Genomic DNA, 23,695 nt, shown 5'->3' on the forward strand with positions numbered 1-23,695 from the left:
CGTACGCGCGCGCCACGTCCTACGTTTTTTCGCGAGGCATCCGGTCCCGGTCCGGCTCCAGCTCCGGCTCCGGCTCCGGCTCCGGCTCCGGCTCCAGGAAGGGGGCCAGCAGGCCCGGGACCGCCTCGTCCGCGAAGGCCAGGCCCTCGCCCCGCGCCGCGTCGTACACGTGGTACCCGCCCTCGCCCGCGGCCGTCGTCGCCGTCAGCGTCACCAGGCCCGCGCGGCGCTGGAAGTACGACTGCTTGACCGTCCAGCCGATCACCCCGCCGCGCTGGAGGGCGACCGTCGTACGGCGCAGGGTGCCGGAGCGGGCGACGAGATAGCCGCCGCTGAGGCCATGGCCCAGATTGCGGTAGGCGTCGAGGGCGAACAGGACGGCCACCGGCAGCAGGATCACCGCGCAGACCGCCGCGACGGTCAGCAGGACATCGGTCAGCAGCAGGCCGAGGACGGCGAGGATCACGACCGGCAGCAGTGCGTACGCCACGGCCCAGCGCAGCCGGCGCCCGCGCGCGGCCCGTGGGTGCGGAAGCAGGGTCACGCTGTTCGTCGGGGACACGGGCTCGCGCAGCACCTGCGCCGCCACCGCGTCCGCGAGCGCCCGGGGCGCGGCGGGCAGCAGCGTCTTCTTGTCGCTGCGCATGTCCTCTTCCTCCTGGGCGAAGCCGGTGGCGACCGCGTCCACCCTGGCCGCGCCCGCCATCCGGACCCCGAGCGGCTCGACCAGCTCCACACCGCGCAGCCGGCGCTCCTCGATGGAGACGGAGCGTGAGGTGAGCAGTCCGCGGCGGACCCGGAGCGTACGGCCGGGCTCGCGCTCAAGGCGGTAGTTCCACCACATCTCGATCCACAGGCCCAGCGCCCCTATGGCCCCCGCGAGGGCCAGCACGGCGAGCAGGACCAGGCTCCCCCAGAGGACCGAGACGGCCCGGAAGTAGTCGCCCAGCCAGGCGAAGAGCCGCAGCTGCACGCCGAACCAGTCGCTGAGCTGCACCAGCCCGCCGGCCGCCGAGGCACCGAGCAGCGGGGCGGCGAAGGAGAGCGGCGCGTACCGGATCCACCGCCGGTCGAAGGAGGCCAGCGTGCCGTCGCCGTACGCCCCGGGCTTCCCCGGTGCCCGGTCGAGCAGCTCTCTTCTGAGCCGCTCGCCCTCGGCGCGGGTGACGGGGTCGAGTTCCAGCGTGGATTCCCCGGCACCGGTCTGCTCGCCGGTGCCGATCCGGACCTTCACCAGCCCGAGGACCCGGAGCAGGGGGTGGGCCGTCAGATCGACGCTGCGGATCCGCTCGCGGGCCAGCGACCGGCGCTTCAGCAGGAACAGCCCGGTATGGAGCTCGGCGCGCTCGGACCCTATCCGGTAGCGGGTGCGGCGCCACCGTATGTAGTCCCCGCCCGTACCGCAGATGATCAGCAGCACGGCGCCGGCGGTCACCCAGCCGACCGCCTGCGCAAGCCCCAGGCCGCCCGCCATACCGACGGCGGCCGGCACACCGGCGCCGATCACGACCCCGATCATGATCACGGTGGTGACCAGGAGCGTACGCCGGTCCAGCCGCCGCCACTCCCCCTCCGCGGGCCCCCCGAACCCCGCGGGCTCGCTCATGTCGCGTCCCCGGGAGTGGCCTGGGTGATATGCGTCAACTGCTCGGCCAGCCCGGCGGCCAGCTCATGGTCGAGCCCCTCGATCCGCACGGCGCCCTTGGACGACGCGGTCGTGACGATCACCGTGGAGAGCTTGAACAGCTGCTCCAGCGGACCGCGCACGGTGTCCACGGTCTGGATCCGGGACATCGGCGCGATCCGCCACTCCTGCCAGAAGAAGCCGGTGCGGACATAGACCGCCTCGTCCGTCACCTCCCAGCGGTGCACCCTGTACCACCACCCGGGTATCAGACCCGCACAGGCCAGCCCGAGCACCGCCAGCACGACGGCCGGGCCCAGCAGCCATGGCCGTGCCGGGGTGATGAGCGCCCCCAGCACGGCCAGGACCCCCACCGGGCCCGCGGTCAGCAGCAGCCATTGCGTGCGCCACCAGGCGATGGCGCGCCTGTCCAGCGTGTTGCTCGGCGGTCGCAGCCGTCGGGCCCCCTCCCCCGTCATCGGCTCAGCGCCCCCGCAGCCCGCGGTACGCCTCGACCAGCGTGGCCGTCGAGGAGTCCAGGCCCTCGCCCGGCTCGTCACCGGTGAGGACGGGCTCGATCCTCTTGGCGAGGACCTTGCCCAGCTCGACACCCCACTGGTCGAAGGAGTCGATGTTCCAGATGGCGCCCTGGACGAACACCTTGTGCTCGTAGAGCGCGATCAGCTGGCCCAGGACGGACGGGGTGAGCGATTCGGCGAGGATCGTGGTCGTCGGGTGGTTGCCGCGGAACGTCTTGTGCGGCACCAGCTCCTCGGCCACCCCCTCGGCCCGTACCTCCTCGGGCGTCTTGCCGAAGGCGAGCGCCTGCGTCTGCGCGAAGAAGTTGGCCATGAGCAGATCGTGCTGCGCGACCAGGCCGGGCGCCAGATCCTCGACCGGCCGGGCGAAGCCGATGAAGTCGGCCGGGATGACCTTCGTGCCCTGGTGGATCAACTGGTAGTACGCGTGCTGCCCGTTGGTGCCCGGCGTACCCCAGACGACGGGCCCGGTCTGCCAGTCGACGGGATTGCCGTCACGGTCCACCGACTTGCCGTTGGACTCCATGTCCAGCTGCTGGAGATAGGCGGTGAACTTCGACAGATAGTGGCTGTACGGGAGGACCGCGTGCGACTGGGCGTCGAAGAACCCCCCGTACCAGACGCCCAGCAGCCCGAGCAGCAGCGGTGCGTTGCTCTCCGGAGGGGCGTTGCGGAAGTGCTCGTCGACGAGATGGAAGCCGTCGAGCATCTCGCGGAACCGGTCGGGGCCGATCGCGATCATCAGCGAGAGCCCGATGGCCGAGTCGTACGAGTAGCGCCCGCCGACCCAGTCCCAGAACTCGAACATATTGGCCGTGTCGATACCGAACTCGGAGACCTTCGCGCTGTTCGTGGAGAGCGCCACGAAGTGCTTGGCGACGGCTTCCTGTCCCGCCCCGAGCCCACTCAGCAGCCAGTCGCGCGCGGAAGTGGCGTTGGTGATGGTCTCGATGGTGGTGAAGGTCTTGGACGCGATGATGAACAGCGTCTCGGCCGGGTCCAGATCCCGTACGGCCTCGTGCAGATCGGCTCCGTCGACATTGGAGACGAACCGCACCGTCAGCCCGCGGTCGGTGAAGGACCGCAGCACCTCGTACGCCATCGCGGGCCCGAGGTCGGAGCCGCCGATACCGACGTTGACGACGTTCTTGATGGGCCGGCCGGTGTGGCCGGTCCACTCGCCGGACCTGATCCGGTCGGAGAAGGCGCTCATCTTGTCGAGCACGGCGTGCACCGCCGGTACGACATTCTCGCCGTCGACCTCGATGACGGCGTCACGCGGGGCGCGCAGCGCCGTGTGCAGCACGGCGCGGTCCTCGGTGGTGTTGATCTTCTCGCCGCGGAACATCGCGTCCCGCAGCTCGGCGACCCCGGTGGCGGCAGCCAGCTCGCGCAGCAGCGCCAGTGTCTCGTCGGTCACCAGATGCTTGGAGTAGTCCAGGTAGAGGTCGCCCACCTGGAGGGTGTGGCGGGCGCCGCGCGCCGGGTCGGCGGCGAACAGCTCCCGCAGATGCGTCTGCCCCAGCTGCTCCCGGTGCTTGCCCAGTGCGTTCCACTCGGGCGTCCGGGTCAGCCTGGTACGGCTTTCCGCGTTCATCTCGGACATCAGCCCACTTCTTCTCGTGCCTGCGTGCATGCCCTGTTGCCCGACCAACCTAATTGATCAGGGGGCCCAGCGACGCGGCGCCGAGCAGGAACAGCCCGGCCGCCAGCAGGGCGGGGGTGTTGAGCCCCCAGCCGGCCGCCGCCACACCGCCCAGCAGCGCCCCGAACGGCGCCCCCGCGACGGCGAGCGTACGGAACGCCGCGCTGATCCGGCCCAGCATCTCGGCCGGGCTGCGCTCCTGCGTCAGCGTCGCCTGGTTCACATTCCACACCATGCCCATGACGCCGAAGACACCGAGGCAGACGGTCGCCGCCCAGGTCTCACGCACCGTTCCCAGCGCGACCAGACAGCCGGTCTGAACGGCCCCGGCGAGGAAGACGGCGCGTATGCGGCCCGTCCGCTCGGCGAGGCGCTTGGCCAGCAGCCCGCCCACCACACTGCCCACCCCGTAGGCGGTGAGCGTCACGGCGAATCCGCTGTTCCCCGCGTCCAGCCAGCCCGTGACATGCAGCACCAGCGTCGCGATCACGGCGCCCATCCCGATATTGACGAGCGTCGTCGCCAGACACAGCCCGCGCAACGTGCGGTCCCGCCACAGCGCGCGTATCCCCTCGGCGATCTCGCCGCGCAGTGTGGAGCCCGTCTTCCGGGGCGCCCGCTCCGGCGGCTCGGCCCGTAGCGAGGCGATCAGCAGCGCGGCCACCCCATAGGTGAGCGCATTGGCCACATGCGGCATCGCCACGCCGACGAGCAGCAGCACGGGCACGAGCGGGGCCGCGAGAAAGCCGCTCGCGATCTGCTGTCCGGTCATCAGCCGGGCGTTGGCACTGCCGAGCGCCTGCCGCGGCACCAGCGACGGCAGCAGCGCCGTGGCCGCGTTGTCGAACAGCGTCTGGAGCGTGGTGAGCGTGAAGGCGAGCGCCAGCAGCAGCGCGATCGACGCCTGGCCGAGGGCGACGGCCGCCGCGAAGGCCGCCATCAGCACGCCCCGTACCAGATCGACGCTCCACATCGCCCGCCGCTGGTCGACCCGGTCCGCGAGCGCGCCGCCGAGCAGTCCGAACAGCAGCCACGGCAGATACCCGCAGGCCGTCACCGAGGCGATCAGCAGCGGATCGTCCGTGAGCGAGGCGGCGAGCAGCGGCAGCGCCGCCGTCCGCAGCGCGTCACCGAACCGCGAGACGACCGCGGCCGACCAGAGCCGGCCGAACCCCCCGCGCCACGCGGGCGTCCGTACGTCCACAGCCTCGGTCGCCGTCACAACTTCCCCTTCCGGTCCACTGATTCAGAACCGTAGGCGGTGCCACTGACAACGCGAGGTCGCCGATCGGCACCCCGAAAGGGGGGCAAAGCAGGACAGAAACGGTTCGGCCGGACACCTGTTGGGTGTCCGGCCGGTAAAACGTGACTAGTGCCGCGACCGGCAATGTTTGCGCGACGGGGCAAACGTTGCCGGGAGGGGCACTAGATCTCGCCGCGAAGTTTGGCGAGCGCTTCGGCGAGGATCGCTTCACCGTCCGCGTCGCTGCGCCGTTCCCGTACATACGCGAGGTGCGTCTTGTACGGCTCGGTGCGCGGCGGGTCCGGCGGATTGTCCCGGTCCTGACCGGCCGGGAATCCGCAGCGCGGGCAGTCCCACGTCTCCGGAACCTGCGCGTCACTGGCGAAGCTCGGCACCGTCTCATGCCCGTTCGAGCACCAGAAGGAGATGCGCAGGCGTGGCGCGGACTCGCCACGCTCGGCCTCACCCATCGGCCCCGCTCCGACCCGGCTTCCCCGGATCGCGTTGCCACTTGCCACGGTCGTAACTCCCTGCGTGATGGTGCCGCAAAGCATCGAGAGGCAGCTCCGCTGCCGGGCGCCCCAGTCTACGTAAGGCCCAACGCGCGTCCAGTGAAGGGAGTTACCCCCCTGCCGCCGGGCGCGGAACCCATGATAGGCCGCGCCCGCGCCGCCGTACCGTGCGTACGGTCAGCTGTCCAGCTTCAGCAGCAGACCGAGAACGACAATGCACGCGAACCACAGCAGACCGACAACCACGGTGATGCGGTCGAGGTTACGCTCCGCGACGGAGGAACCACCGACGGACGACTGCATTCCGCCACCGAACATGTCGGAGAGGCCGCCGCCCTTCCCCTTGTGCATCAGCACCAGCAGCATCAGCAGCAGGCTGAAGACGATGAGGGCGATCGAGAACCCCATAACCACGGCTGGACCAACTTCCTCGGACTGACAGGACCGACAGGACTGAAAACGAACGACGGGGACCGACGGGCCGCCTCCGATACGCATGGTCGCGCCATGCGCACACGGACGGCGTCCTCTCGGCCCCCGCCAGGGTACGACGGATCCGTGCTACCGCATACTTACTGGTCGCGGAAGCGTACGATCTTGACGAACTCGTCGGCGTCCAGCGCCGCGCCGCCCACCAGAGCGCCGTCCACATCGGGCTGCGCCATGATCGCGGCCACGTTCCCGGACTTCACCGAGCCGCCGTACTGGATCCGGACCTTGTCGGCCAGCTCCCGCGAGTACAGCTCGGCCAGCCGGCCGCGGATCGCCCCGCAGACCTCCTGGGCGTCCTCCGGGGTGGCGACCTCGCCGGTGCCGATGGCCCACACCGGCTCGTACGCGATCACGACGGACTCGGCCTGGTCGGCCGGTACGTCCTTGAGACCGCCGTCGAGCTGCCGCAGCGTGTGCTCGACCTGCCGGCCCGCCTTGCGGATGTCCAGGCCCTCCCCGACACAGAGGATCGGGGTCAGACCGTGCTTGAACGCGGCCTTCACCTTGGCGTTGCAGATCTCGTCCGTCTCGGCGTGGTACTGCCGCCGCTCGGAGTGGCCCACGGCGACATAGGCGCACTTCAGCTTCGACAGCATCGGGCCCGAGATCTCACCGGTGTACGCGCCGGAATCATGTGCCGAGATGTCCTGGGCGCCGTACTTGATCTTGAGCTTGTCGCCGTCGACCAGGGTCTGCACGGACCGCAGGTCGGTGAAGGGCGCCAGCACGGCGACCTCGACGGCGTCGTAGTCCTTGTCGGCCAGCGCGAAGGCGAGCTTCTGGACATGGGCGATGGCCTCAAGGTGGTTGAGGTTCATCTTCCAGTTGCCCGCCATCAGCGGGGTACGGCCGGCGTTTTCGGATGAAGCAGTCATACGGGGGTCAGTCCTCCAGTGCCGCGAGGCCGGGGAGCGTCTTGCCCTCAAGATATTCGAGGCTCGCGCCGCCACCGGTCGAGATATGGCCGAATGCCTTTTCGTCGAAGCCCAGGATCCGGACGGCGGCGGCGGAGTCGCCACCGCCGACGACGGAGAAGCCCGGGGAGTCGACGAGCGCCTGGGCAACGGCCTTGGTGCCCTCGGCGTAGTCGGGGTGCTCGAAGACGCCCATGGGACCGTTCCAGAAGACGGTCTCCGCGTCGGCGAGCTTCGAGGCGTACAGCCGGCCGGTCTCGGGGCCGATGTCCAGGCCCATCTGTCCGGCCGGAATGGCGTCCGCGGCCACCGTCGCGGGGTGGGCCGGGGCCTTGGTCCTGAGGTCCGGGAACTCCGGGGCGACCAGGACGTCCACGGGGAGCACGAACTCCACCCCGCGCTCGTCGGCGCGCCTCAGATACTCCTGGACCGCCGGGATCTGGTCCTCCTGGAGCAGCGAGGAGCCGGTCTCGTGGCCCTGCGCCTTGAGGAAGGTGAAGACCATGCCGCCGCCGATCAGGATGCGGTCGGCCTTCTCCAGGAGATGGTCGATGACGCCGAGCTTGTCGGAGACCTTGGCGCCGCCGAGGACCACGGCGTAGGGCCGCTTGACGTCGTCGGTGAGCTTCTTGAGCACACCGACCTCGGTGGCGATCAGATAGCCCGCGGCGTGCGGCAGACGGGCCGGCAGATCGTAGACGGAGGCGTGCTTGCGGTGGACGGCCCCGAAGCCGTCGCCCACATAGAGATCGGCCAGCCCGGCGAGGTCGTCGGCGAAGGCGCCGCGCTCGGCGTCGTCCTTCGAGGTCTCGCCCGGGTTGAAGCGAAGGTTCTCCAGGACGGCGACCCGGCCGTCGGCCAGGCCCGCGACGACGGCCCTGGCGGACTCGCCGACCGTGTCGGTCGCGAACGCCACGTCGGCGCCCAGGAGTTCACCGAGGCGCGCGGCGGCGGGGGCGAGCGAGAAAGCGGGGTCCGGGGCGCCCTTGGGGCGGCCCAGGTGGGAGGCGACGATGACCCGGGCGCCGGCCTCGGCGAGCCGGGCGACCGTCGGCTGTACGGCGCGGATACGGCCGTCGTCGGTGATGGTGGTGCCGGCGAGCGGCACATTGAGGTCGGCGCGGACGAATACCCGCTTTCCCGCGACCCCTTCGGCGAGAAGTTCGTCGATCGTCTTCATCTGCTGCGGGACTCCTTGGGATGTCTGGACAGGCCAACAGGGCTCGAACAGCGCCGCATGTGCGCCGGCCGAGCCCTGTCGCTCATACCGAGATGCCTACCGGCCCTGAACTCAGCGGCCCTGAATCAGAGCTGGCCGCCGACGAAGACGGTCAGGTCGACCAGACGGTTGGAGTAGCCCCACTCGTTGTCGTACCAGCCGATGACCTTGACGTTCTTGCCCTGGACCATGGTCAGGGAGGAGTCGAACGTGCAGGAGGCCGGCCAGTTGACGATGTCCGAGGAGACGATCGCGTCCTCGGTGTAGTCCAGGATGCCCTTGAGCTGGCCCTCGGCGGCCTTCTGGAACGCGGTGTTGACCTCGTCCTTGGTCACCTCGCGCTCCAGCTCGATGACGAGGTCGGTGACGGAGCCCGTCGGGACCGGGACGCGCATCGCGATGCCGTCGAGCTTGCCCGCCAGCTCCGGGATCACCAGCGCGGTGGCCTTGGCGGCACCGGTGGTGGTCGGAATGATGTTCTCCGCGGCGGCACGCGCGCGGCGCAGGTCGCTGTGCGGGAAGTCCAGGATGCGCTGGTCGTTCGTGTACGCGTGGACCGTCGTCATCATGCCCTTGACGACGCCGAAGTTCTCCAGAAGAACCTTGGCCATCGGCGCCACACAGTTGGTGGTGCAGGAGGCGTTCGAGATGACGTGGTGCGCGGCAGCGTCGTACTTGTCCTGGTTGACGCCCATCACGATGGTGATGTCCTCGTCCTTGGCCGGAGCCGAGATGAGAACCTTCTTGGCGCCGCCCGCGAGGTGCTTCGAGGCATCGGCCTTCTTGGTGAAGATGCCCGTGGACTCGATGACGATGTCGACACCCAGCTCACCCCAGGGGATGTCGGCCGGGTTGCGCTCCGAGAGCACCTTGATGGTGTGGCCGTCGACCGTGATCGTGTCGGCGGTGTGGGTCACCTCGGCCTTGAGGCGGCCCAGGATGGTGTCGTACTTCAGCAGATGCGCCGTGGTCGCGGTGTCACCCAGGTCGTTGACAGCCACGATCTCGATGTCTGCACCCTGCTCCAGCAGCGCGCGGAAGTAGTTACGACCGATGCGGCCAAAGCCGTTGATGCCTACGCGGATCGTCACGAACCGATCTCCTCGTTGGTACGCCGGTTTTCGACGCCGGCGAGTTGTATGGGATGTCCCCGACCGCTTATGACCCTACCTCTCCACGGGCCGCGCGGTGACATCGAGTGGCCCCGCGGACCCGCGGCGGCCCGAACCCGTTCGTACGGGTTGACGAGCCGCCGCGGACCCGGTGCCCAGGGCTCAGCGCCGCAGGGCGCGCAGCGCCTTGCCGAGCAGCGCCGCGCGCTCCCCGGCGTCCGGCACATGCTCCAGGCCGAAACCGAACAGCACGGTGTTACGCGTAGTGACGGAGGCAGAGGAGGTGAACAGCTCCTGGGCGCGCGCCCAGTCCCCCTGCACGACGGGGCTGCCGGCCGGCGCGCCGGGCGTGGTCCAGACGCCGAGAGAGGTCTCGAAGCCCTCCGACTCGCGGTCCGCGCCGCCCACGACGAGCCTCGCGTCGTCCGCGAAGAGCCCGAGTCCGCCGCTGCCGGGGTCGGTGATGTAGCTGAGCGAGATCTCGGCCTTCTTGCCCGCGTAGGCGCTCAGGTCGAAGGAGACCTGACGCCAGCCGTTCGAGCTGCCGGTGAAGCTGTTCCAGGAGCCGCTGGTCCCGGTCGCCGCGCAGCCGTCCGCGCCGAGGGTCAGATAGTGGCCGAGGAACGGATGGCCTTCGAGGTAGAACCCGGCCTCGCACTCCGCGGGGACGGCCGTGCTGGTCGCGCCGCCGGCCTCGGGAAGCGTGGTCCAGTCCTCGGCCCCGGCGGTGCGGGCCTCCAGGACGGCGTGGTCGTACCCCTGCTCCGTGTTCCAGTTGAGCGCGAAGCGGAGCGCGGGCTTGTCGGCGGCGCTGACACCGGTGAGGTCGACGGTGCGGGTGAGCCGGCTCCACTCGTTGTCCTGGTGGAGGGCCGCCGCCATCCACTGGCCGGCGTACGGGGCGTACGGGTTCGTGACCCCCGTGTACGAGCCCGACTCGGCGCTCTTGAACTGCGGGAACGCCTTCGGGTCGAGGACGTCGGAGGTGACGGTGTAGGCGCCCGCGGGGTCCAGCGGGTTGCCGGGCAGCCCGGCGAGCGATCCGGCCGCCCCCGCGAGCGATCCCGTACCGGTGAAGCCGGTGGCGCCCGACGTGGACGTCCGTCCGTACGCGCCCAGGTAGTACTGGCTGAAGTCGTTCGTCAGGGTCCGTCCGACCTGGGCGTTGCCGCCCGCGCGCCGGCCGGCCTCGATCAGCTTGCCGCCCTCGTTGAGGAAGGCGCGCAGGGCCAGCTGCGTGGGCCCGCCCGGGGCCGCCGCGCCGGTGTAGTGGACCGCGGTGGAGAAGTGGCCGAGGACGCCCAGCGGGTGCGGTGCGCCCTGGGTGGCGACATCCCAGACGGCGGCGGTACGGCCGTTGGCGCGCAGGGCGTCGGTGTAGGCGCGGAGCTGCTGCGCGGGCGCGCCCTCCTCGGCGATCACGAGCGTGTCGGCGCGGGGGCGTTCGGCGACGGTGTAGCTGAAGTGCTCACTGGAGGTGGGCTTTCCGCTCTTCGTCCGTCCGGTGAACCAGACCTCGACGGTGTCACCCGGACGAGCGTCCTCGATCTCGGCGCGGTACTCGTCGAAGTGGAGGTTGTCCTCGCCTCCGTAGGTCTCGCCGCCCTTCCAGGACTTGAGTTTCTCGTCGTGCGTACGGCCGCCGTTGACGCGGTAGTTGAGCTCCTTGTCCCGGACCGACTTGCGGGCCGTGACGGAGACCTCCTGGTCACTGTCGCGCGCGTACGAGGTGGTGAACGGGTCGGGGGTGAAGTCGGGGGCGGTCAGGCCGACCGCGGAGGAGGGCTGGTCGGGGTGGGCGGCGGTCTCGGCGACGGAGAGCGCGAAGGGGACGTTCTTGGCGAACTCGTCCTGGATCAGCTTCTCGTCGTCGGGGAAGTTGAAGCCGGAGCGGCAGTCCTTGGCCTCCCAGGCGTCGTCCGGGTCGATCGCGGACGCGGTCTGGCAGGTGGTCATCTCCGGGGTGAACATCATCGTTCCGTTGACGTTCGCCGCGTGCCCGTCGGCCTCGCCGTTGGTGGTGTAGAGCTCGGAGGAGACCTGCGGGTAGTAGCCGGGGACCGCGGGGTTGTCGGGGGTGCCCGCCAGCGCCTTGTAGAGCACGTCGTCGGGCGTCGGGGTGGCGACCTGCCAGCCCACGCCGTAGAGCAGCAGTTCGGCGGCGGAGTGGTAGTTGATGCCGTAGTCGAAGCCGATGCGCTTCTGGAAGCGGTCGATCGCCTGGGTCTCGGGCTCGGAGCCGGGTCCCGCGCCGCGGTAGGTCTCGCTGGCGGGCCGGGGCGAGGAGCCCTCGTCGTCGTAGCCCCACTTGTAGGGGAAGTTCCGGTTGAGGTCGACGCCGTCGCCGGAGGTGATCTGCCCGTCCCCGTTGACGTCACGGAGGTTCTTGCGCCACAGCCGGTTGCTCTCGGAGCTGTGGGTGAAGTCGTAGCCGTCCGGGTTGGCGGAGAGGACGAACCACAGTTCGGTGGAGTCGACGATCCGGGTGATCCGCCGGTCCTTGCCGTAGTTGTCGATGTAGTGGTGCATCAGCCGGCGCGTCATCTCGGGAGTGATCCACTCCCTGGCGTGCTGGTTGGACATGTACAGCACGGACGGCTTGGCCCCGTCCTTGGTGGTCCGCGCCCCCTTGCTGAGCTTGAGGGCCAGGATGTCCTGGCCCTTGAGGGTCTTGCCGATGGACACGACCTTGGCGATCCCGGGGTTGGCCTGCCCGGTCTCGACGATCTCCTCCTGGAGGTTGCCCGCGCCGCTGTACGGGCGGAACACCCCGTCCCCCGCCGCCCGCAGCCGGGCCCCCGCCTTCGCGGAGACCTTCCGCTCGGTGGCCTCGACGCCCTGCTTCGCGAGGGCGCGGGCCTGCGCGTCGGTGAGGAACAGCTCGACGTTCGCCGTCCCCTTCTCGGGCGCCCGCTCCGTCAGTTCATGGGCGTCCTGACCGGCCGCGAGGAGCAGCGGTATCTGCTCCTTGGTGACCTCTGCGTCGAAGACCTTCACGGCGTCCGCGCCCGGCGCCGCCTCGGCTCCCGGCGCGGATCCGGGCCGTGCCTGGGCGGCCGGTGCCGCCGTGATACCCGCCAGCAGCAACGCGCCCGCCGCGAGGATCGATCCCGCTCTTCGTCTCATGTGCCCCCCTTGCTGTTGTCTGCCACGTCCGTGGACAGACGCCAGGCTCACCACCCTCCATGATCATGTCAAGGGTGTATCAAGGAGCCGCAAAATGCCTGCTGCCGACACCTATTCGGGGCCGGCAGCGGACAGTTGGGAACAGCGGGCCAGGTCAGCCGACGAGGCCGTCGGCCAGATCCTCGCTCAGATTGGACTCCGTACCCGGAATCCCGAGGTCCTGGGCCCGCTTGTCGGCCATGGCCAGCAGCCGCCGGATCCGGCCCGCGACCGCGTCCTTGGTGAGCGGCGGGTCGGCGAGCGCGCCCAACTCCTCCAGGGATGCCTGCTTGTGCTCCATCCGCAGCCGGCCCGCGGCGGCGAGATGCTCGGGCACCTCCTCGCCGAGGATCTCCAGCGCGCGCTGCACCCGTGCGCCCGCCGCGACCGCGGCCCGCGCGGACCGGCGCAGATTCGCGTCGTCGAAGTTGGCGAGGCGGTTGGCCGTGGCGCGGACCTCGCGGCGCATCCGCCGCTCCTCCCAGGCCAGCACCGACTCATGGGCGCCGAGCCGGGTCAGCAGCGCGCCGATCGCGTCACCGTCCCGTACGACCACCCGGTCCACCCCGCGCACCTCACGGGCCTTGGCGGCGATCTGGAGCCTGCGGGCGGCACCGACCAGCGCGAGGGCCGCCTCGGGACCCGGGCACGTCACCTCCAGCGAGGAGGAGCGGCCGGGCTCGGTGAGCGAGCCGTGCGCCAGGAACGCGCCGCGCCAGGCCGCCTCCGCGTCACAGGTGGCACCGGAGACGACCTGCGGGGGCAGTCCGCGGATCGGGCGGCCCCGGCCGTCGACCAGTCCGGTCTGCCGGGCCAGCTGATCACCGCCCGTAATCACCCGTACGACGTAACGGCTGCCGCGGCGCAGTCCGCCCGGGGCCATCACGACGAGCTCGGAGTTGTGCCCGAAGATCTCCAGGATGTCCTTACGGAGCCGGCGCGCGGCGATGCTGGTGTCCAGCTCCGCCTCGATCACAATGCGTCCGCTCACCAGGTGCAGCCCGCCCGCGAACCGGAGGATCGCCGAGACCTCAGCCTTCCTGCAGCACGTCCGGGTGACGGGGAGGCGGGCGATCTCATCCTTCACCGCTGGCGTCATCGCCATGGGCCGATCCTTCCATGCATCCGAAAAATACGGTCGTACGCGGCTGCCAACAGCTCCGGATCATGGACCGGGGAACTGTCGGGCGCTGCCACCGGCGCCAGCTCGACCGCGGCCCCGAACCGCTGGGCGGCGTCGGAGAGTGAATCGCGGTCGGGCACGGCGGCCTGGTCGGCCAGCACCACGTCCAGGGCGAGTTTAGGGGCGTGTCGCCCCAAAACCTCCAAATGACGCTGCGGTGAGAAGCCTTCGGTTTCACCGGGTTGGGGCGCGAGGTTCAGTGAGAGGACCCGGCGCGCCTTCGTCTCGACGAGCGCGTCGAGCAGCTCGGGCACCAGAAGATGCGGGATCACCGAGGAGAACCAGGAGCCGGGGCCGAGCACCACCCAGTCGGCGTCCAGCACCGCGGCGACCGCCTCGGGGACGGCCGGCGGGTCGTGCGGCACCAGATGGACGGACTGCACCTCACCGCGGGTGAGCGCGACGGTGGCCTGGCCGCGCACCGTGTCGACCTGGTCGGGCCGCCCCGGGTCATGGCCCCGTACGAGCGCCTGGAGCTCCAGCGGTACGGCGGACATGGGCAGCACCCGGCCGTGCGCCCCGAGGAGTTTGCCGACCAGATCGAGGGCCTGCACATGGTCGCCCAGCTGCTCCCAGAGGGCGACGATCAGCAGATTGCCCACCGCGTGCTCGTGGAGGTCACCCTGCGACTGGAAGCGGTGCTGGATCACCCGCGCCCAGGTCTGGCCCCAGTCGTCGTCACCGCAGAGCGCCGCCAGCGCCTTGCGCAGATCGCCGGGCGGCAGGACGCCCAGCTCCTCCCGGAGCCGGCCGCTGGAGCCGCCGTCGTCGGCGACGGTGACGACGGCGGTGAGATCGCCGGTGATCCGGCGGAGCGCCGCGAGGGAGGCGGACAGGCCCATCCCGCCGCCGAGCGCGACGACCTTGGGCTGGGCGCCGCGCCCCCGCGCCGACAGCGCGGGGACACCCCTGCGCAGTCGGCGCATGCGGAAGGTGCGTCCGGTCACTCGCGCCCCATGTCCCGGTGGACGACGACGGTCTCGATGCCTTCGGAGGCGAGACGCGCGCCGAGCCTCTCGGACATGGCGACGGAACGGTGTTTGCCGCCGGTACAGCCGACGGCGACGGTCACATAGCGCTTGCCCTCGCGGCGGTAGCCCGCGGCGATCAGCTGGAGCAGCTCGGTGTAGCGGTCGAGGAACTCCTTGGCGCCCGGCTGGTTGAAGACATACGCGGACACCTCCTCGTTGAGCCCGGTGAAGGGCCGCAGCTCGGGGACCCAGTGCGGGTTGGGCAGGAAGCGGCAGTCCACCACCAGGTCGGCGTCGACCGGCAGGCCGTACTTGTAGCCGAACGACATGACGGTGGCCCGCAGCTCCGGCTTCTCGTCCCCGGCGAACTGGGCGTCCATCTTGGCCCGCAGTTCGTGGACGTTGAGGCTGGAGGTGTCGATCACCAGATCCGCGTCGCCGCGCAGCTCGCGCAGCAGCTCACGCTCCGCCTCGATGCCGTCCACGATCCGGCCGTCGCCCTGGAGCGGGTGCGGGCGGCGTACGGATTCGAAGCGGCGCACCAGCGCCTCGTCGGAGGACTCCAGGAAGACGACCCGGCGGGTCACCTCCTTGGCGTCGAGATCGGCGAGGGATTCGCGGAGGTTGTCGAAGAACCGCCGCCCCCGTACGTCGACCACGACCGCGATCCGCGCCACATTGCCCTGCGAGCGGGCGCCGAGCTCCACCATGGTGGGGATCAGCGCGGGCGGCAGGTTGTCCACGACGAACCAGCCGAGGTCCTCCAGACACTTGGCCGCGGTGCTGCGGCCCGCGCCCGACATACCGGAGATGATCACCAGTTCGGGGATGGCCGCCTCGACGGCCTCACCCGTCTCGTTTGTGGTGCCCGTACTCACGTGCCCTGCTCCGTCCCGGTCGTGCTCAGTCATGCGTGCTGCCCCCGTTGTCTTCCATGATCTCTCCTGTTGCCGTGTTCACGGCGGGTGCCGCCGGGGCCGCGTTGGCGAAGGCCACGACGACGGACTCGGCCGTTTTGCGGCCCACGCCCGGCACCTCACAGATCTGGTCGATTGTCGCCTGCCGCAGCTTCTTCACCGAGCCGAAATGCTTGATCAGCGACTGCTTCCGGGACTCTCCGAGGCCGGGCACATCGTCCAGCGGGCTGGACCTGACGCGCTTGGCCCGCTTGGCCCGCTGGTACGTGATGGCGAATCGGTGCGCCTCGTCCCGTACGCGCTGGAGCAGATAGAGCCCCTCGCTGGAGCGGGGCAGGACCACCGGGTCGCTCTCGCCGGGCACCCAGACCTCTTCGAGGCGCTTGGCGAGGCCGCAGACGGCGACATCGTCGATGCCCAGCTCGTCCAGGGCCCGCTTGGCCGCCGCGACCTGCGGCTGTCCGCCGTCGACGACGACCAGCTGGGGCGGGTAGGCGAAGCGTCTGGGGCGGCCGTCGTCCTCGCGTCCGGGCTGTTCCGGCGGGCCCGGCCTCGCGGAGGAGTCCCCGGACTCCTCCGCGTGATCCAGCTGTTCCGCCCGCTGTTCCGGCTGCTCGGACCACTCCCCGGTCCGTTCCTTCTCAAGGAGATAGCGCCGGAAGCGCCGCCCGATGACCTCGTGCATCGACCGGACGTCGTCCTGTCCCTCGAAAGTCTTGATCTGGAACCGGCGGTACTCACCCTTACGGGCGAGGCCGTCCTCGAAGACCACCATGGACGCCACGACATCGTCACCCTGGAGATGCGAGATGTCGAAGCACTCGATACGCAGCGGCGCGCTGTCCAGACCGAGGGCCTCCGCGATCTCCTCCAGGGCCCGGGAGCGGGTGGTGAGATCGCTGGCGCGCCTGGTCTTGTGCAGGACCAGCGACTGCTGGGCATTGCGCCCGACCGTCGCCATCAGGTCCTTCTTGTCACCGCGCTGCGGGATGCGCAGCGAGACCTGGGACCCGCGCCGCTCGCTCAGCCACTGGGTGACCGCCTCCGTGTCCTCCGGCAGGGCGGGGACAAGGACCTCCTTGGGGACGGCGTCGCCGCTCTCCTCCCCGTACAGCTGCTGGAGCGCGTGCTCGACGAGCCCCGCCGTCTCCACGGCCTCGACCTTGTCGGTGACCCAGCCGCGCTGGCCGCGGACCCGGCCGCCGCGGACATGGAAGATCTGTACGGCCGCTTCCAGCTCGTCCTCGGCCACCGCGATGAGGTCGGCGTCCGTGGCGTCGGCGAGCACGACGGCGTTCTTCTCCATCGCGCGGCGCAGCGCGCCTATGTCGTCCCGCAGCCGGCCCGCCTTCTCGTACTCCATCTCCTCGGCGGCCTCCGTCATCCGCTGCTCGAGCCGGCGGATGTACGCGCCGGTGCGGCCGGCCATGAAGTCGCAGAATTCCTCGGCCAGTTCGCGGTGCTCCTCGGGGGTGACCCGGCCGACGCAGGGCGCCGAGCACTTGCCGATGTAGCCGAGGAGACAGGGGCGGCCGGTCCGGGCTGCGTTCTTGAACACCCCGGCGGAGCACGTCCGTACGGGAAACACACGGAGCATCAGATCGACGGTCTCGCGAATCGCCCAGGCGTGTCCGTAGGGGCCGAAGTAGCGCACGCCCTTCTTCTTGGCGCCGCGCATCACCTGGACCCGGGGGAACTCCTCGTTCAGCGTGACGGCGAGGAACGGATAGCTCTTGTCGTCGCGGTACTTGACGTTGAAGCGGGGGTCGTACTCCTTGATCCAGGAGTACTCCAGCTGGAGCGCCTCGACCTCGGTGGAGACGACGGTCCACTCGACGGACGCGGCGGTGGTGACCATGGTGCGGGTGCGCGGGTGCAGACCCGAGAGGTCCTGGAAGTAGTTGGCGAGCCGCTGACGCAGGCTTTTCGCCTTCCCGACATAGATCACCCGCCGGTGGTCGTCACGGAACCTGTAGACCCCCGGCGAGTCGGGGATCTGTCCCGGCTTGGGGCGGTAGCTGGAGGGGTCGGCCATGCCGTCCACCCTACTGTCGGGGACCGACAGCAGAGCCGCGCCGGGGTACCGCCCGGGGCCCTCAGGCCCTGGGGCCCGCGATGAGCTTGCCGCCCTCCGCCGTGACCGGGACCTCGGGCAGCGGCGTGGTCGCGGGGCCCTGGAGGGCCTTGCCGGTGGTGACATCGAACTTGCTGCCGTGGCACGGGCAGTCACCCACCGTGCCCTCCAGCTTCTCCAGGAGGCAGCCCGCGTGGGTGCACTGCGCGCTGAACGCCTTGTACTCCCCCTTCGCCGGGCAGCTCACCACCAGTCGCTGGTCCCGGTAGAGCTTCGCGCCGCCGACGGGCACGTCCGCCGCCGCGCCGAGGTCGACCGGTGCGGTGGGGGTGGGGTTCTCGGCATGGCCCAGCTTCGACTCGGTGGAGCAGGCCGCCACCCCCAGCCCGGCCGCACCGGCGAGCGCGGCGCCCTTCAGCACGGTGCGGCGAGCGGCGGACGGGCCGGCCATGGTGTCTCCACTGGGTCGGGGGTCGGTGACATACGCGACGATACCGGGGCCGTTCCGGCGGTCCTTCAGCGGCTGCCCCCGCGGCGGGACACCCCGCCGAGGAACGCCCCGACCGCCGTCCGGAAGCCTTCCGGGTCCTCGGTCCAGGGCAGGTGTCCGGCGCCCGCCAGCGTCGTCCTGGTCACGTCCGGGAGCGCGCTCTCCAGCGAGTCCACGGACCACCGGGGCCGGATGTCGTCCTCCCCGTCCACGATCAGTACGGGGACCCGCAGCGCGGCGCACCGCTCCCGCAGCCCGTGCGTGGCCCCGGGCCGTCCCAGCTCCGCGCCGATGGTGGCGTTGCACGTGTGGTTGACGCCGAACCACGGGGTCGCCATGGCCTCGGCGTGCTCCCGCGCGCGGCCGTGGTCGCTGAAATCCACCGACCACTGGAGGATCGCGTACTCCCGGTCCTCCGCCTCCGTACGGCGCTCACCACGCTCGCGCAGTTCCTCCCAGCGCTCCCGGCGGCCGTGCCGCTCGCCGAGCCGGCGGCGGAACGCCTCCTTGTACGCCGGATGCCAGGTGGAGTCGTCGTCGATACCGGTCCCCGAGACATAGATCACCCCGCTGACCAGCGCCGGATGGTCCAGCGCGTAGGCCAGAGCCAGCCGCGCGCCCCAGGAGTGGCCGAGCAGCGTGACCCGCTCCAGCCCGAAGTGACGCCGTACGGCGTCGAGATCGGCCACCGAGCGGTCGGTGCTGTACGGCCCCGAGCGCTGGGAACGGCCACAGCCCCGCTGGTCCCAGCGGTACGCCGGGGTGCCGGGAAGCAGAGCCGCCGGCTCCTCCAGGGTGTCCCAGAGGCCCGGCCCGCCATGGCAGAGGATCACGGGCTCACCGGCGCCGCCGCCCGTGCGGGTGGCCCAGAGCCGTACGCCGTCGTCCGTCAGAACCGTCTCGTCCCTGCCGCCTGTCGCGGCCGTCCCGTCCATTCCCAGGATTGTGCCGGTCCGGGGAGGGACGGGACAGCCGCTTGGCGGGGCGATGCGCGCGGCGTGGGCGTGCCGGGTCAGGCGCGGCGCGCGCGGACGGCGGTCTTCTTCGCCGCCACCGCCTTGGCCGGTGCCTTCTTGGCCGCCGTCTTCCGGGTCGTCGCCTTCTTCATCGGCGCCGCGTCGCTGATGCTCTCGGCGTCCAGGATCTCCCGCAGGAACTTCCCGGTGTGGCTGGCCGGGACGCCGGCCACCTGCTCCGGGGTGCCCTCCGCGATCACCAGACCGCCGCCGTTGCCGCCCTCCGGTCCCATGTCGATCACCCAGTCCGCCGTCTTGATGACGTCCAGGTTGTGCTCGATCACGATCACCGTGTTGCCCTTCTCGACCAGTCCGGAGAGCACCGTGATCAGCTTGCTGATGTCCTCGAAGTGCAGACCGGTCGTCGGCTCGTCCAGGACGTAGACCGTACGGCCGGTGGAGCGCTTCTGCAGCTCGCTCGACAGCTTCACCCGCTGGGCCTCACCGCCCGAGAGGGTCGGCGCGGACTGGCCCAGCCGGACATACCCGAGGCCGACCTCGTTGAGCGTCCTGAGGTGGCGCGAGATCGTCGGGACGGCCTCGAAGAAGTCCAGGGCCTCCTCGATCGGCATGTCCAGCACCTCGGCGATGGACTTGCCCTTGTAGTGGACCTCCAGGGTCTCCCGGTTGTAGCGGGCTCCATGGCAGACCTCGCACGGGACGTAGACGTCCGGGAGGAAGTTCATCTCGATCTTGATCGTGCCGTCACCCGAGCAGTTCTCGCAGCGGCCGCCCTTGACGTTGAAGGAGAAGCGCCCGGGGAGGTAGCCGCGGACCTTGGCCTCCATCGTCTCCGCGAAGAGCTTGCGGACATGGTCGAAGACCCCGGTGTACGTGGCCGGGTTGGACCGGGGCGTACGGCCGATGGGCGACTGGTCGACATGCACGACCTTGTCGACCAGATCGTCACCGTCGACCCGGGTGTGGCGGCCGGGCACCGACTTCGCGCCGTTCAGCTCACGCGCCAGATGCGTGTAGAGGATGTCGTTGACCAGCGTCGACTTTCCGGAGCCCGAGACTCCGGTGATGGCCGTGAACACCCCCAGCGGGAACGACACATCGATGTCCCGCAGATTGTTCTCCCGGGCGCCGCGGACGGTGAGCTGACGGTCCGGGCCGATCGGCCGGCGGATGCCCGGCGTCGGGATGACCTTCTTCCTGGACAGGTACTGGCCGGTCATCGACTCCTTGTTGGCCAGCAGCCCCTTCAGCGGTCCCGAGTGCACGACCTCGCCGCCGTGCTCACCGGCCCCGGGGCCGATGTCGACCACCCAGTCGGCGACCTTGATGGTGTCCTCGTCGTGCTCCACGACGATCAGGGTGTTGCCCATGTCGCGCAGCCGGACCAGGGTCTCGATCAGCCGGTGGTTGTCCCGCTGGTGCAGCCCGATGGACGGCTCGTCCAGCACGTACAGCACCCCGACCAGCCCGGAGCCGATCTGCGTCGCGAGCCGGATCCGCTGGGCCTCGCCGCCGGAGAGGGTGCCGGCCGCGCGGTTCAGCGAGAGATAGTCCAGACCGACGTCGACCAGGAACTTCAGCCGTTCGTTGACCTCCTTGAGGACCCGCTCGGCGATCTTCTTGTCCCGGTCGTTCAGCTTGAGCTGGGCCAGGAAGTCGGCGCAGTCGCTGATGGAGAGCGCGGCGACCTCGGCGATGGACTTCTCCATGACCGTGACGGCGAGGACGATCGGCTTCAGCCGGGTGCCCTCACAGGTCGGGCAGTGCACCTCGCGCATATAGCCCTCGAAGCGCTCCCTGCTGGTGTCGCTCTCCGCCTCCGTGTGCCGCCGCTTGACGAAGGAGACCGCTCCCTCGAAGGCGGGGCTGGTGTAGGCGCGCTCGCGGCCGTACCGGTTCCGGTAGCGGACCTCGACCTGGGTCTTGTGGCCGTACAGCAGGGCCTTCCTGGCGCGCGCCGGGAGGCCGGCCCACGGGATGTCCGTACGGAACCCGAGGGCCTTGGCGAGGCCGCCGATCTGCCGTCCGAAGTACTCCTTCGTGTGGCCGTGGGACCAGGGGTGGATCGCGCCCTCGTCGAGGGACTTGTCCTCGTCGGGGACGATCAGCTCCGGGTCGACCTCCATACGCGTACCGATACCGGTGCAGTCGGGGCAGGCGCCGAAGGGCGAGTTGAAGGAGAAGGAGCGGGGCTCCAGCTCCTCGAAGGAGAGATCGTCGTACGGGCAGTACAGATGCTCGGAGTACATCCGCTCGCGCTCGGGGTCGTCCTCGGGGAGGTCCACGAAGTCGAGCACGACCATGCCGCCGGAGAGACCGAGCGCGGTCTCGACCGAGTCGGTCAGCCGGCGCTTGGCGCTGTCCTTCACCGTGAGGCGGTCGACCACCACCTCGATGGTGTGCTTCTCCTGCTTCTTGAGCTTGGGCGGCTCGCTGAGCTGGATCGTCTGCCCGTCGACCCTGGCCCGGCTGTAGCCCTTGGTCTGGAGATCGGCGAAGAGATCGACGAACTCGCCCTTGCGCTCACGGATGAGCGGCGAGAGGACCTGGAACCGGCTGCCCTCGGGCAGTTCGAGCACCCGGTCCACGATGGCCTGCGGCGACTGCCGGGAGATCGGCCGGCCGCACTCGGGACAGTGCGGCTTGCCGATCCTGGCGAAGAGCAGCCGGAGGTAGTCGTAGACCTCGGTGATCGTGCCGACCGTCGAGCGCGGGTTGCGCGAGGTCGACTTCTGGTCGATGGAGACTGCCGGGGAGAGCCCCTCGATGAAGTCGACGTCCGGCTTGTCCATCTGGCCGAGGAACTGCCGGGCGTACGAGGAGAGGGACTCCACGTACCGGCGCTGCCCCTCGGCGAAGATCGTGTCGAACGCGAGAGAGGACTTGCCCGACCCGGAAAGCCCGGTGAAGACGATGAGGGAGTCACGGGGGAGGTCGAGCGACACGTTCTTGAGATTGTGCTCGCGCGCGCCACGGACGATGAGACGGTCGGCCACGCCGGTCCGCACCTTTCTGAAGAGAACCAGGGGCGGAGCCCCCTACTCACACTAACGGGGGTCGCCGGAACGATGGATTGCCAAGGGGTCGATCGCCGGGCTTCGAAGCGCCGGGCGGGTAGTGCCTACATGCCAGGATGCCTCTCCCGAGCCTATAGCACGCGCATTCGATTTACGGCGGCCTTTCGCCGTCTTCACCCGATCGAGTGCCGGCGCTATCGTCGGCGCATGATCGACCACGAGCGTGACCTGGCAGCTGTACGCGAAGCGACGGATCGGCTCCTCAGCGCAGCCGCCGGACTGGACAACGCGGCCCTGGCCGCCCCGTCACGGCTCCCGGGCTGGAGCCGGGGACATGTGCTGGCACATCTCGCCAGAAACGCGGACGCACTGGTCAATGTGCTCGAAGGCCGGCCCATGTACCGCGACGCCGCGACGCGCGACGCCGATATCGCACGGGACGCGCCCCGGCCGCTGGAGGTCCAGCTCGCCGATGTACGTAACACCGCCGACGCCTTCCAGCATTCCGCGGCCGCACCCGCGGACTGGACGCGCGTCATCACCATGCGCAACGGCGTCACGGATGTGGCGGCCCGCGTTCCGTTCCGGCGGCTGATCGAGATCGAGCTGCACCATGTCGATCTCGGTATCGGCCGCGAGCTCGAAGACCTCTCCGAGGAGTTCACCGAGCGCGAGACCCGTTTCCTCGTGGAGCGCTTCTCCGGGAACGCCGCGGTCCCGCCGCTGGCCCTGACCGCGCCCGACGGACGGAGCTGGCGCACGGGCCGTACGGAGGGCGCCCCGCTCGCCGTCAGCGGACCCGCCGCGGACCTGATGGGCTGGCTCGCGGGCCGCAGGGACGGGGCCGCGCTGAAGTCCCCGGACGGCCCCCTCCCCGTGCTGCCCCCGCTATAGGCTGATCCACATGACGTACAGCGGAGCGGTGAAGGTGGGCGGACCGGCGGATGTGCATGAACTGCCCGCCCTGATGATCTCCAAGGTCGCCGTCGGGCCGATGGACAACAACGCCTATCTGCTGCGCTGCCGGGCCACCGGCGAGCAGCTGCTGATCGACGCGGCCAATGACGCGGGCACGCTGCTGACCCTGATCGGTGACGACGGCATCGCGTCCGTCGTCACCACGCACCGCCATGGCGACCACTGGCAGGCCCTGGCCGAGGTCGTGGCGGCCACGGGCGCGCGGACGTACGCGGGCCGGTACGACGCCGAGGGCATCCCCGTCCCCACCGATGTCCCGGTCGAGGACGGGGACACGATCCGTGTCGGTGAGATCGGACTCACCGCCCTGCACCTGGTGGGTCACACCCCGGGCTCGATCGTCCTGGTCTACGACGACCCGCACGACCACGCGCATCTGTTCACCGGCGACTGCCTGTTCCCCGGCGGCCCCGGGAAGACCGGCACCCCGGCGGACTTCACCAGCCTGATGGACGGCATCGAGACCAAGATCTTCGCGGCGTTCCCGGACGAGGCATGGATCTACCCGGGCCACGGCAACGACTCCACCCTCGGCGCCGAACGCCCGCACCTCGCGGCCTGGCGGGCACGCGGCTGGTAGACGACCGCCGGAACGGCGGGAGGGGGCGAGCGGCGGATTGCCG

Annotated in this window: 19 protein-coding genes; 2 read left to right on the plus strand and 17 right to left on the minus strand. The window is 70.3% G+C overall.

What is annotated here, in order from left to right; translation table 11 throughout:
* Nucleotides 1-19: 19 nt before the first annotated feature.
* From ACFRKB_RS02285 to uvrA, 17 genes are all read right to left on the minus strand, one after another.
* Complete coding sequence (locus tag ACFRKB_RS02285) at nt 20-1,606, minus strand: PH domain-containing protein (protein ID WP_383102577.1); 1,587 nt, start codon at nt 1,604-1,606, stop codon at nt 20-22.
* The gene (locus ACFRKB_RS02290) at nt 1,603-2,103 is read right to left on the minus strand and encodes a PH domain-containing protein (protein WP_383102579.1); all 501 of its coding nucleotides are present in this window, start codon (nt 2,101-2,103) and stop codon (nt 1,603-1,605) included. Before ACFRKB_RS02290 ends, ACFRKB_RS02285 begins: the two co-directional genes overlap by 4 nt.
* Nucleotides 2,104-2,107: 4 nt before the next feature.
* Nucleotides 2,108-3,760: a glucose-6-phosphate isomerase gene (pgi, locus tag ACFRKB_RS02295; RefSeq protein WP_383103251.1), complete on the minus strand. Its 1,653-nt coding sequence runs from the start codon at nt 3,758-3,760 to the stop codon at nt 2,108-2,110.
* Nucleotides 3,761-3,818: 58 nt separating this feature from the next.
* Nucleotides 3,819-5,030, minus strand: coding sequence for an MFS transporter (locus ACFRKB_RS02300; RefSeq protein ID WP_383102581.1), 1,212 nt, complete (start codon nt 5,028-5,030; stop codon nt 3,819-3,821).
* A gap of 203 nt (nt 5,031-5,233) precedes the next feature.
* On the minus strand, nt 5,234-5,569 hold the full coding sequence (locus tag ACFRKB_RS02305; RefSeq protein ID WP_078615979.1) for an RNA polymerase-binding protein RbpA: 336 nt from the start codon (nt 5,567-5,569) through the stop codon (nt 5,234-5,236).
* Nucleotides 5,570-5,740: 171 nt separating this feature from the next.
* Nucleotides 5,741-5,971 carry a preprotein translocase subunit SecG gene (gene secG, locus ACFRKB_RS02310; RefSeq protein WP_030753123.1) on the minus strand — a complete coding sequence of 77 codons (231 nt, stop codon included), beginning with the start codon at nt 5,969-5,971 and terminating at the stop codon, nt 5,741-5,743.
* Between the two features lie 164 nt (nt 5,972-6,135).
* On the minus strand, nt 6,136-6,930 hold the full coding sequence (gene tpiA / locus ACFRKB_RS02315; protein ID WP_383102582.1) for a triose-phosphate isomerase: 795 nt from the start codon (nt 6,928-6,930) through the stop codon (nt 6,136-6,138).
* 7 nt (nt 6,931-6,937) lie between these two features.
* Nucleotides 6,938-8,149 carry a phosphoglycerate kinase gene (locus ACFRKB_RS02320; protein WP_383102584.1) on the minus strand — a complete coding sequence of 404 codons (1,212 nt, stop codon included), beginning with the start codon at nt 8,147-8,149 and terminating at the stop codon, nt 6,938-6,940.
* A 125-nt stretch (nt 8,150-8,274) separates the two neighbouring features.
* Nucleotides 8,275-9,279, minus strand: a complete 1,005-nt coding sequence (gene gap, locus ACFRKB_RS02325) for a type I glyceraldehyde-3-phosphate dehydrogenase (RefSeq protein WP_383102586.1) — start codon at nt 9,277-9,279, stop codon at nt 8,275-8,277.
* A 183-nt stretch (nt 9,280-9,462) separates the two neighbouring features.
* Nucleotides 9,463-12,426, minus strand: coding sequence for a M14 family metallopeptidase (locus ACFRKB_RS02330; protein WP_383102588.1), 2,964 nt, complete (start codon nt 12,424-12,426; stop codon nt 9,463-9,465).
* A gap of 154 nt (nt 12,427-12,580) precedes the next feature.
* Nucleotides 12,581-13,570: a DNA-binding protein WhiA gene (whiA, locus tag ACFRKB_RS02335; protein WP_030353658.1), complete on the minus strand. Its 990-nt coding sequence runs from the start codon at nt 13,568-13,570 to the stop codon at nt 12,581-12,583.
* Nucleotides 13,561-14,595, minus strand: coding sequence for a gluconeogenesis factor YvcK family protein (locus tag ACFRKB_RS02340; RefSeq protein ID WP_383102589.1), 1,035 nt, complete (start codon nt 14,593-14,595; stop codon nt 13,561-13,563). The genes whiA and ACFRKB_RS02340 overlap by 10 nt, the downstream gene beginning before the upstream one ends.
* A complete protein-coding gene (gene rapZ / locus ACFRKB_RS02345; RefSeq protein ID WP_030353656.1) occupies nt 14,592-15,530 on the minus strand; it encodes an RNase adapter RapZ in 939 nt (312 codons plus the stop codon). Before rapZ ends, ACFRKB_RS02340 begins: the two co-directional genes overlap by 4 nt.
* Complete coding sequence (uvrC, locus tag ACFRKB_RS02350) at nt 15,523-17,571, minus strand: excinuclease ABC subunit UvrC (RefSeq protein ID WP_383102591.1); 2,049 nt, start codon at nt 17,569-17,571, stop codon at nt 15,523-15,525. Before uvrC ends, rapZ begins: the two co-directional genes overlap by 8 nt.
* Before the next feature lie 61 nt (nt 17,572-17,632).
* Nucleotides 17,633-18,061, minus strand: a complete 429-nt coding sequence (locus ACFRKB_RS02355) for a Rieske (2Fe-2S) protein (RefSeq protein WP_365973986.1) — start codon at nt 18,059-18,061, stop codon at nt 17,633-17,635.
* A gap of 65 nt (nt 18,062-18,126) precedes the next feature.
* On the minus strand, nt 18,127-19,035 hold the full coding sequence (locus ACFRKB_RS02360) for an alpha/beta fold hydrolase (RefSeq protein WP_383102593.1): 909 nt from the start codon (nt 19,033-19,035) through the stop codon (nt 18,127-18,129).
* 77 nt (nt 19,036-19,112) lie between these two features.
* On the minus strand, nt 19,113-22,073 hold the full coding sequence (gene uvrA / locus ACFRKB_RS02365; RefSeq protein ID WP_383102594.1) for an excinuclease ABC subunit UvrA: 2,961 nt from the start codon (nt 22,071-22,073) through the stop codon (nt 19,113-19,115).
* A 228-nt stretch (nt 22,074-22,301) separates the two neighbouring features.
* Here uvrA and ACFRKB_RS02370 point away from each other — a divergent pair, with 228 nt between their 5' ends.
* Both ACFRKB_RS02370 and ACFRKB_RS02375 read left to right on the plus strand, forming a co-directional pair.
* The gene (locus ACFRKB_RS02370) at nt 22,302-22,988 is read left to right on the plus strand and encodes a maleylpyruvate isomerase family mycothiol-dependent enzyme (protein ID WP_383102596.1); all 687 of its coding nucleotides are present in this window, start codon (nt 22,302-22,304) and stop codon (nt 22,986-22,988) included.
* Nucleotides 22,989-22,998: 10 nt separating this feature from the next.
* A complete protein-coding gene (locus ACFRKB_RS02375; protein ID WP_383102598.1) occupies nt 22,999-23,652 on the plus strand; it encodes an MBL fold metallo-hydrolase in 654 nt (217 codons plus the stop codon).
* Nucleotides 23,653-23,695 lie beyond the last annotated feature (43 nt).

Source organism: Streptomyces scopuliridis, assembly GCF_042790125.1.
Lineage (GTDB): Bacteria > Actinomycetota > Actinomycetes > Streptomycetales > Streptomycetaceae > Streptomyces > Streptomyces scopuliridis_A.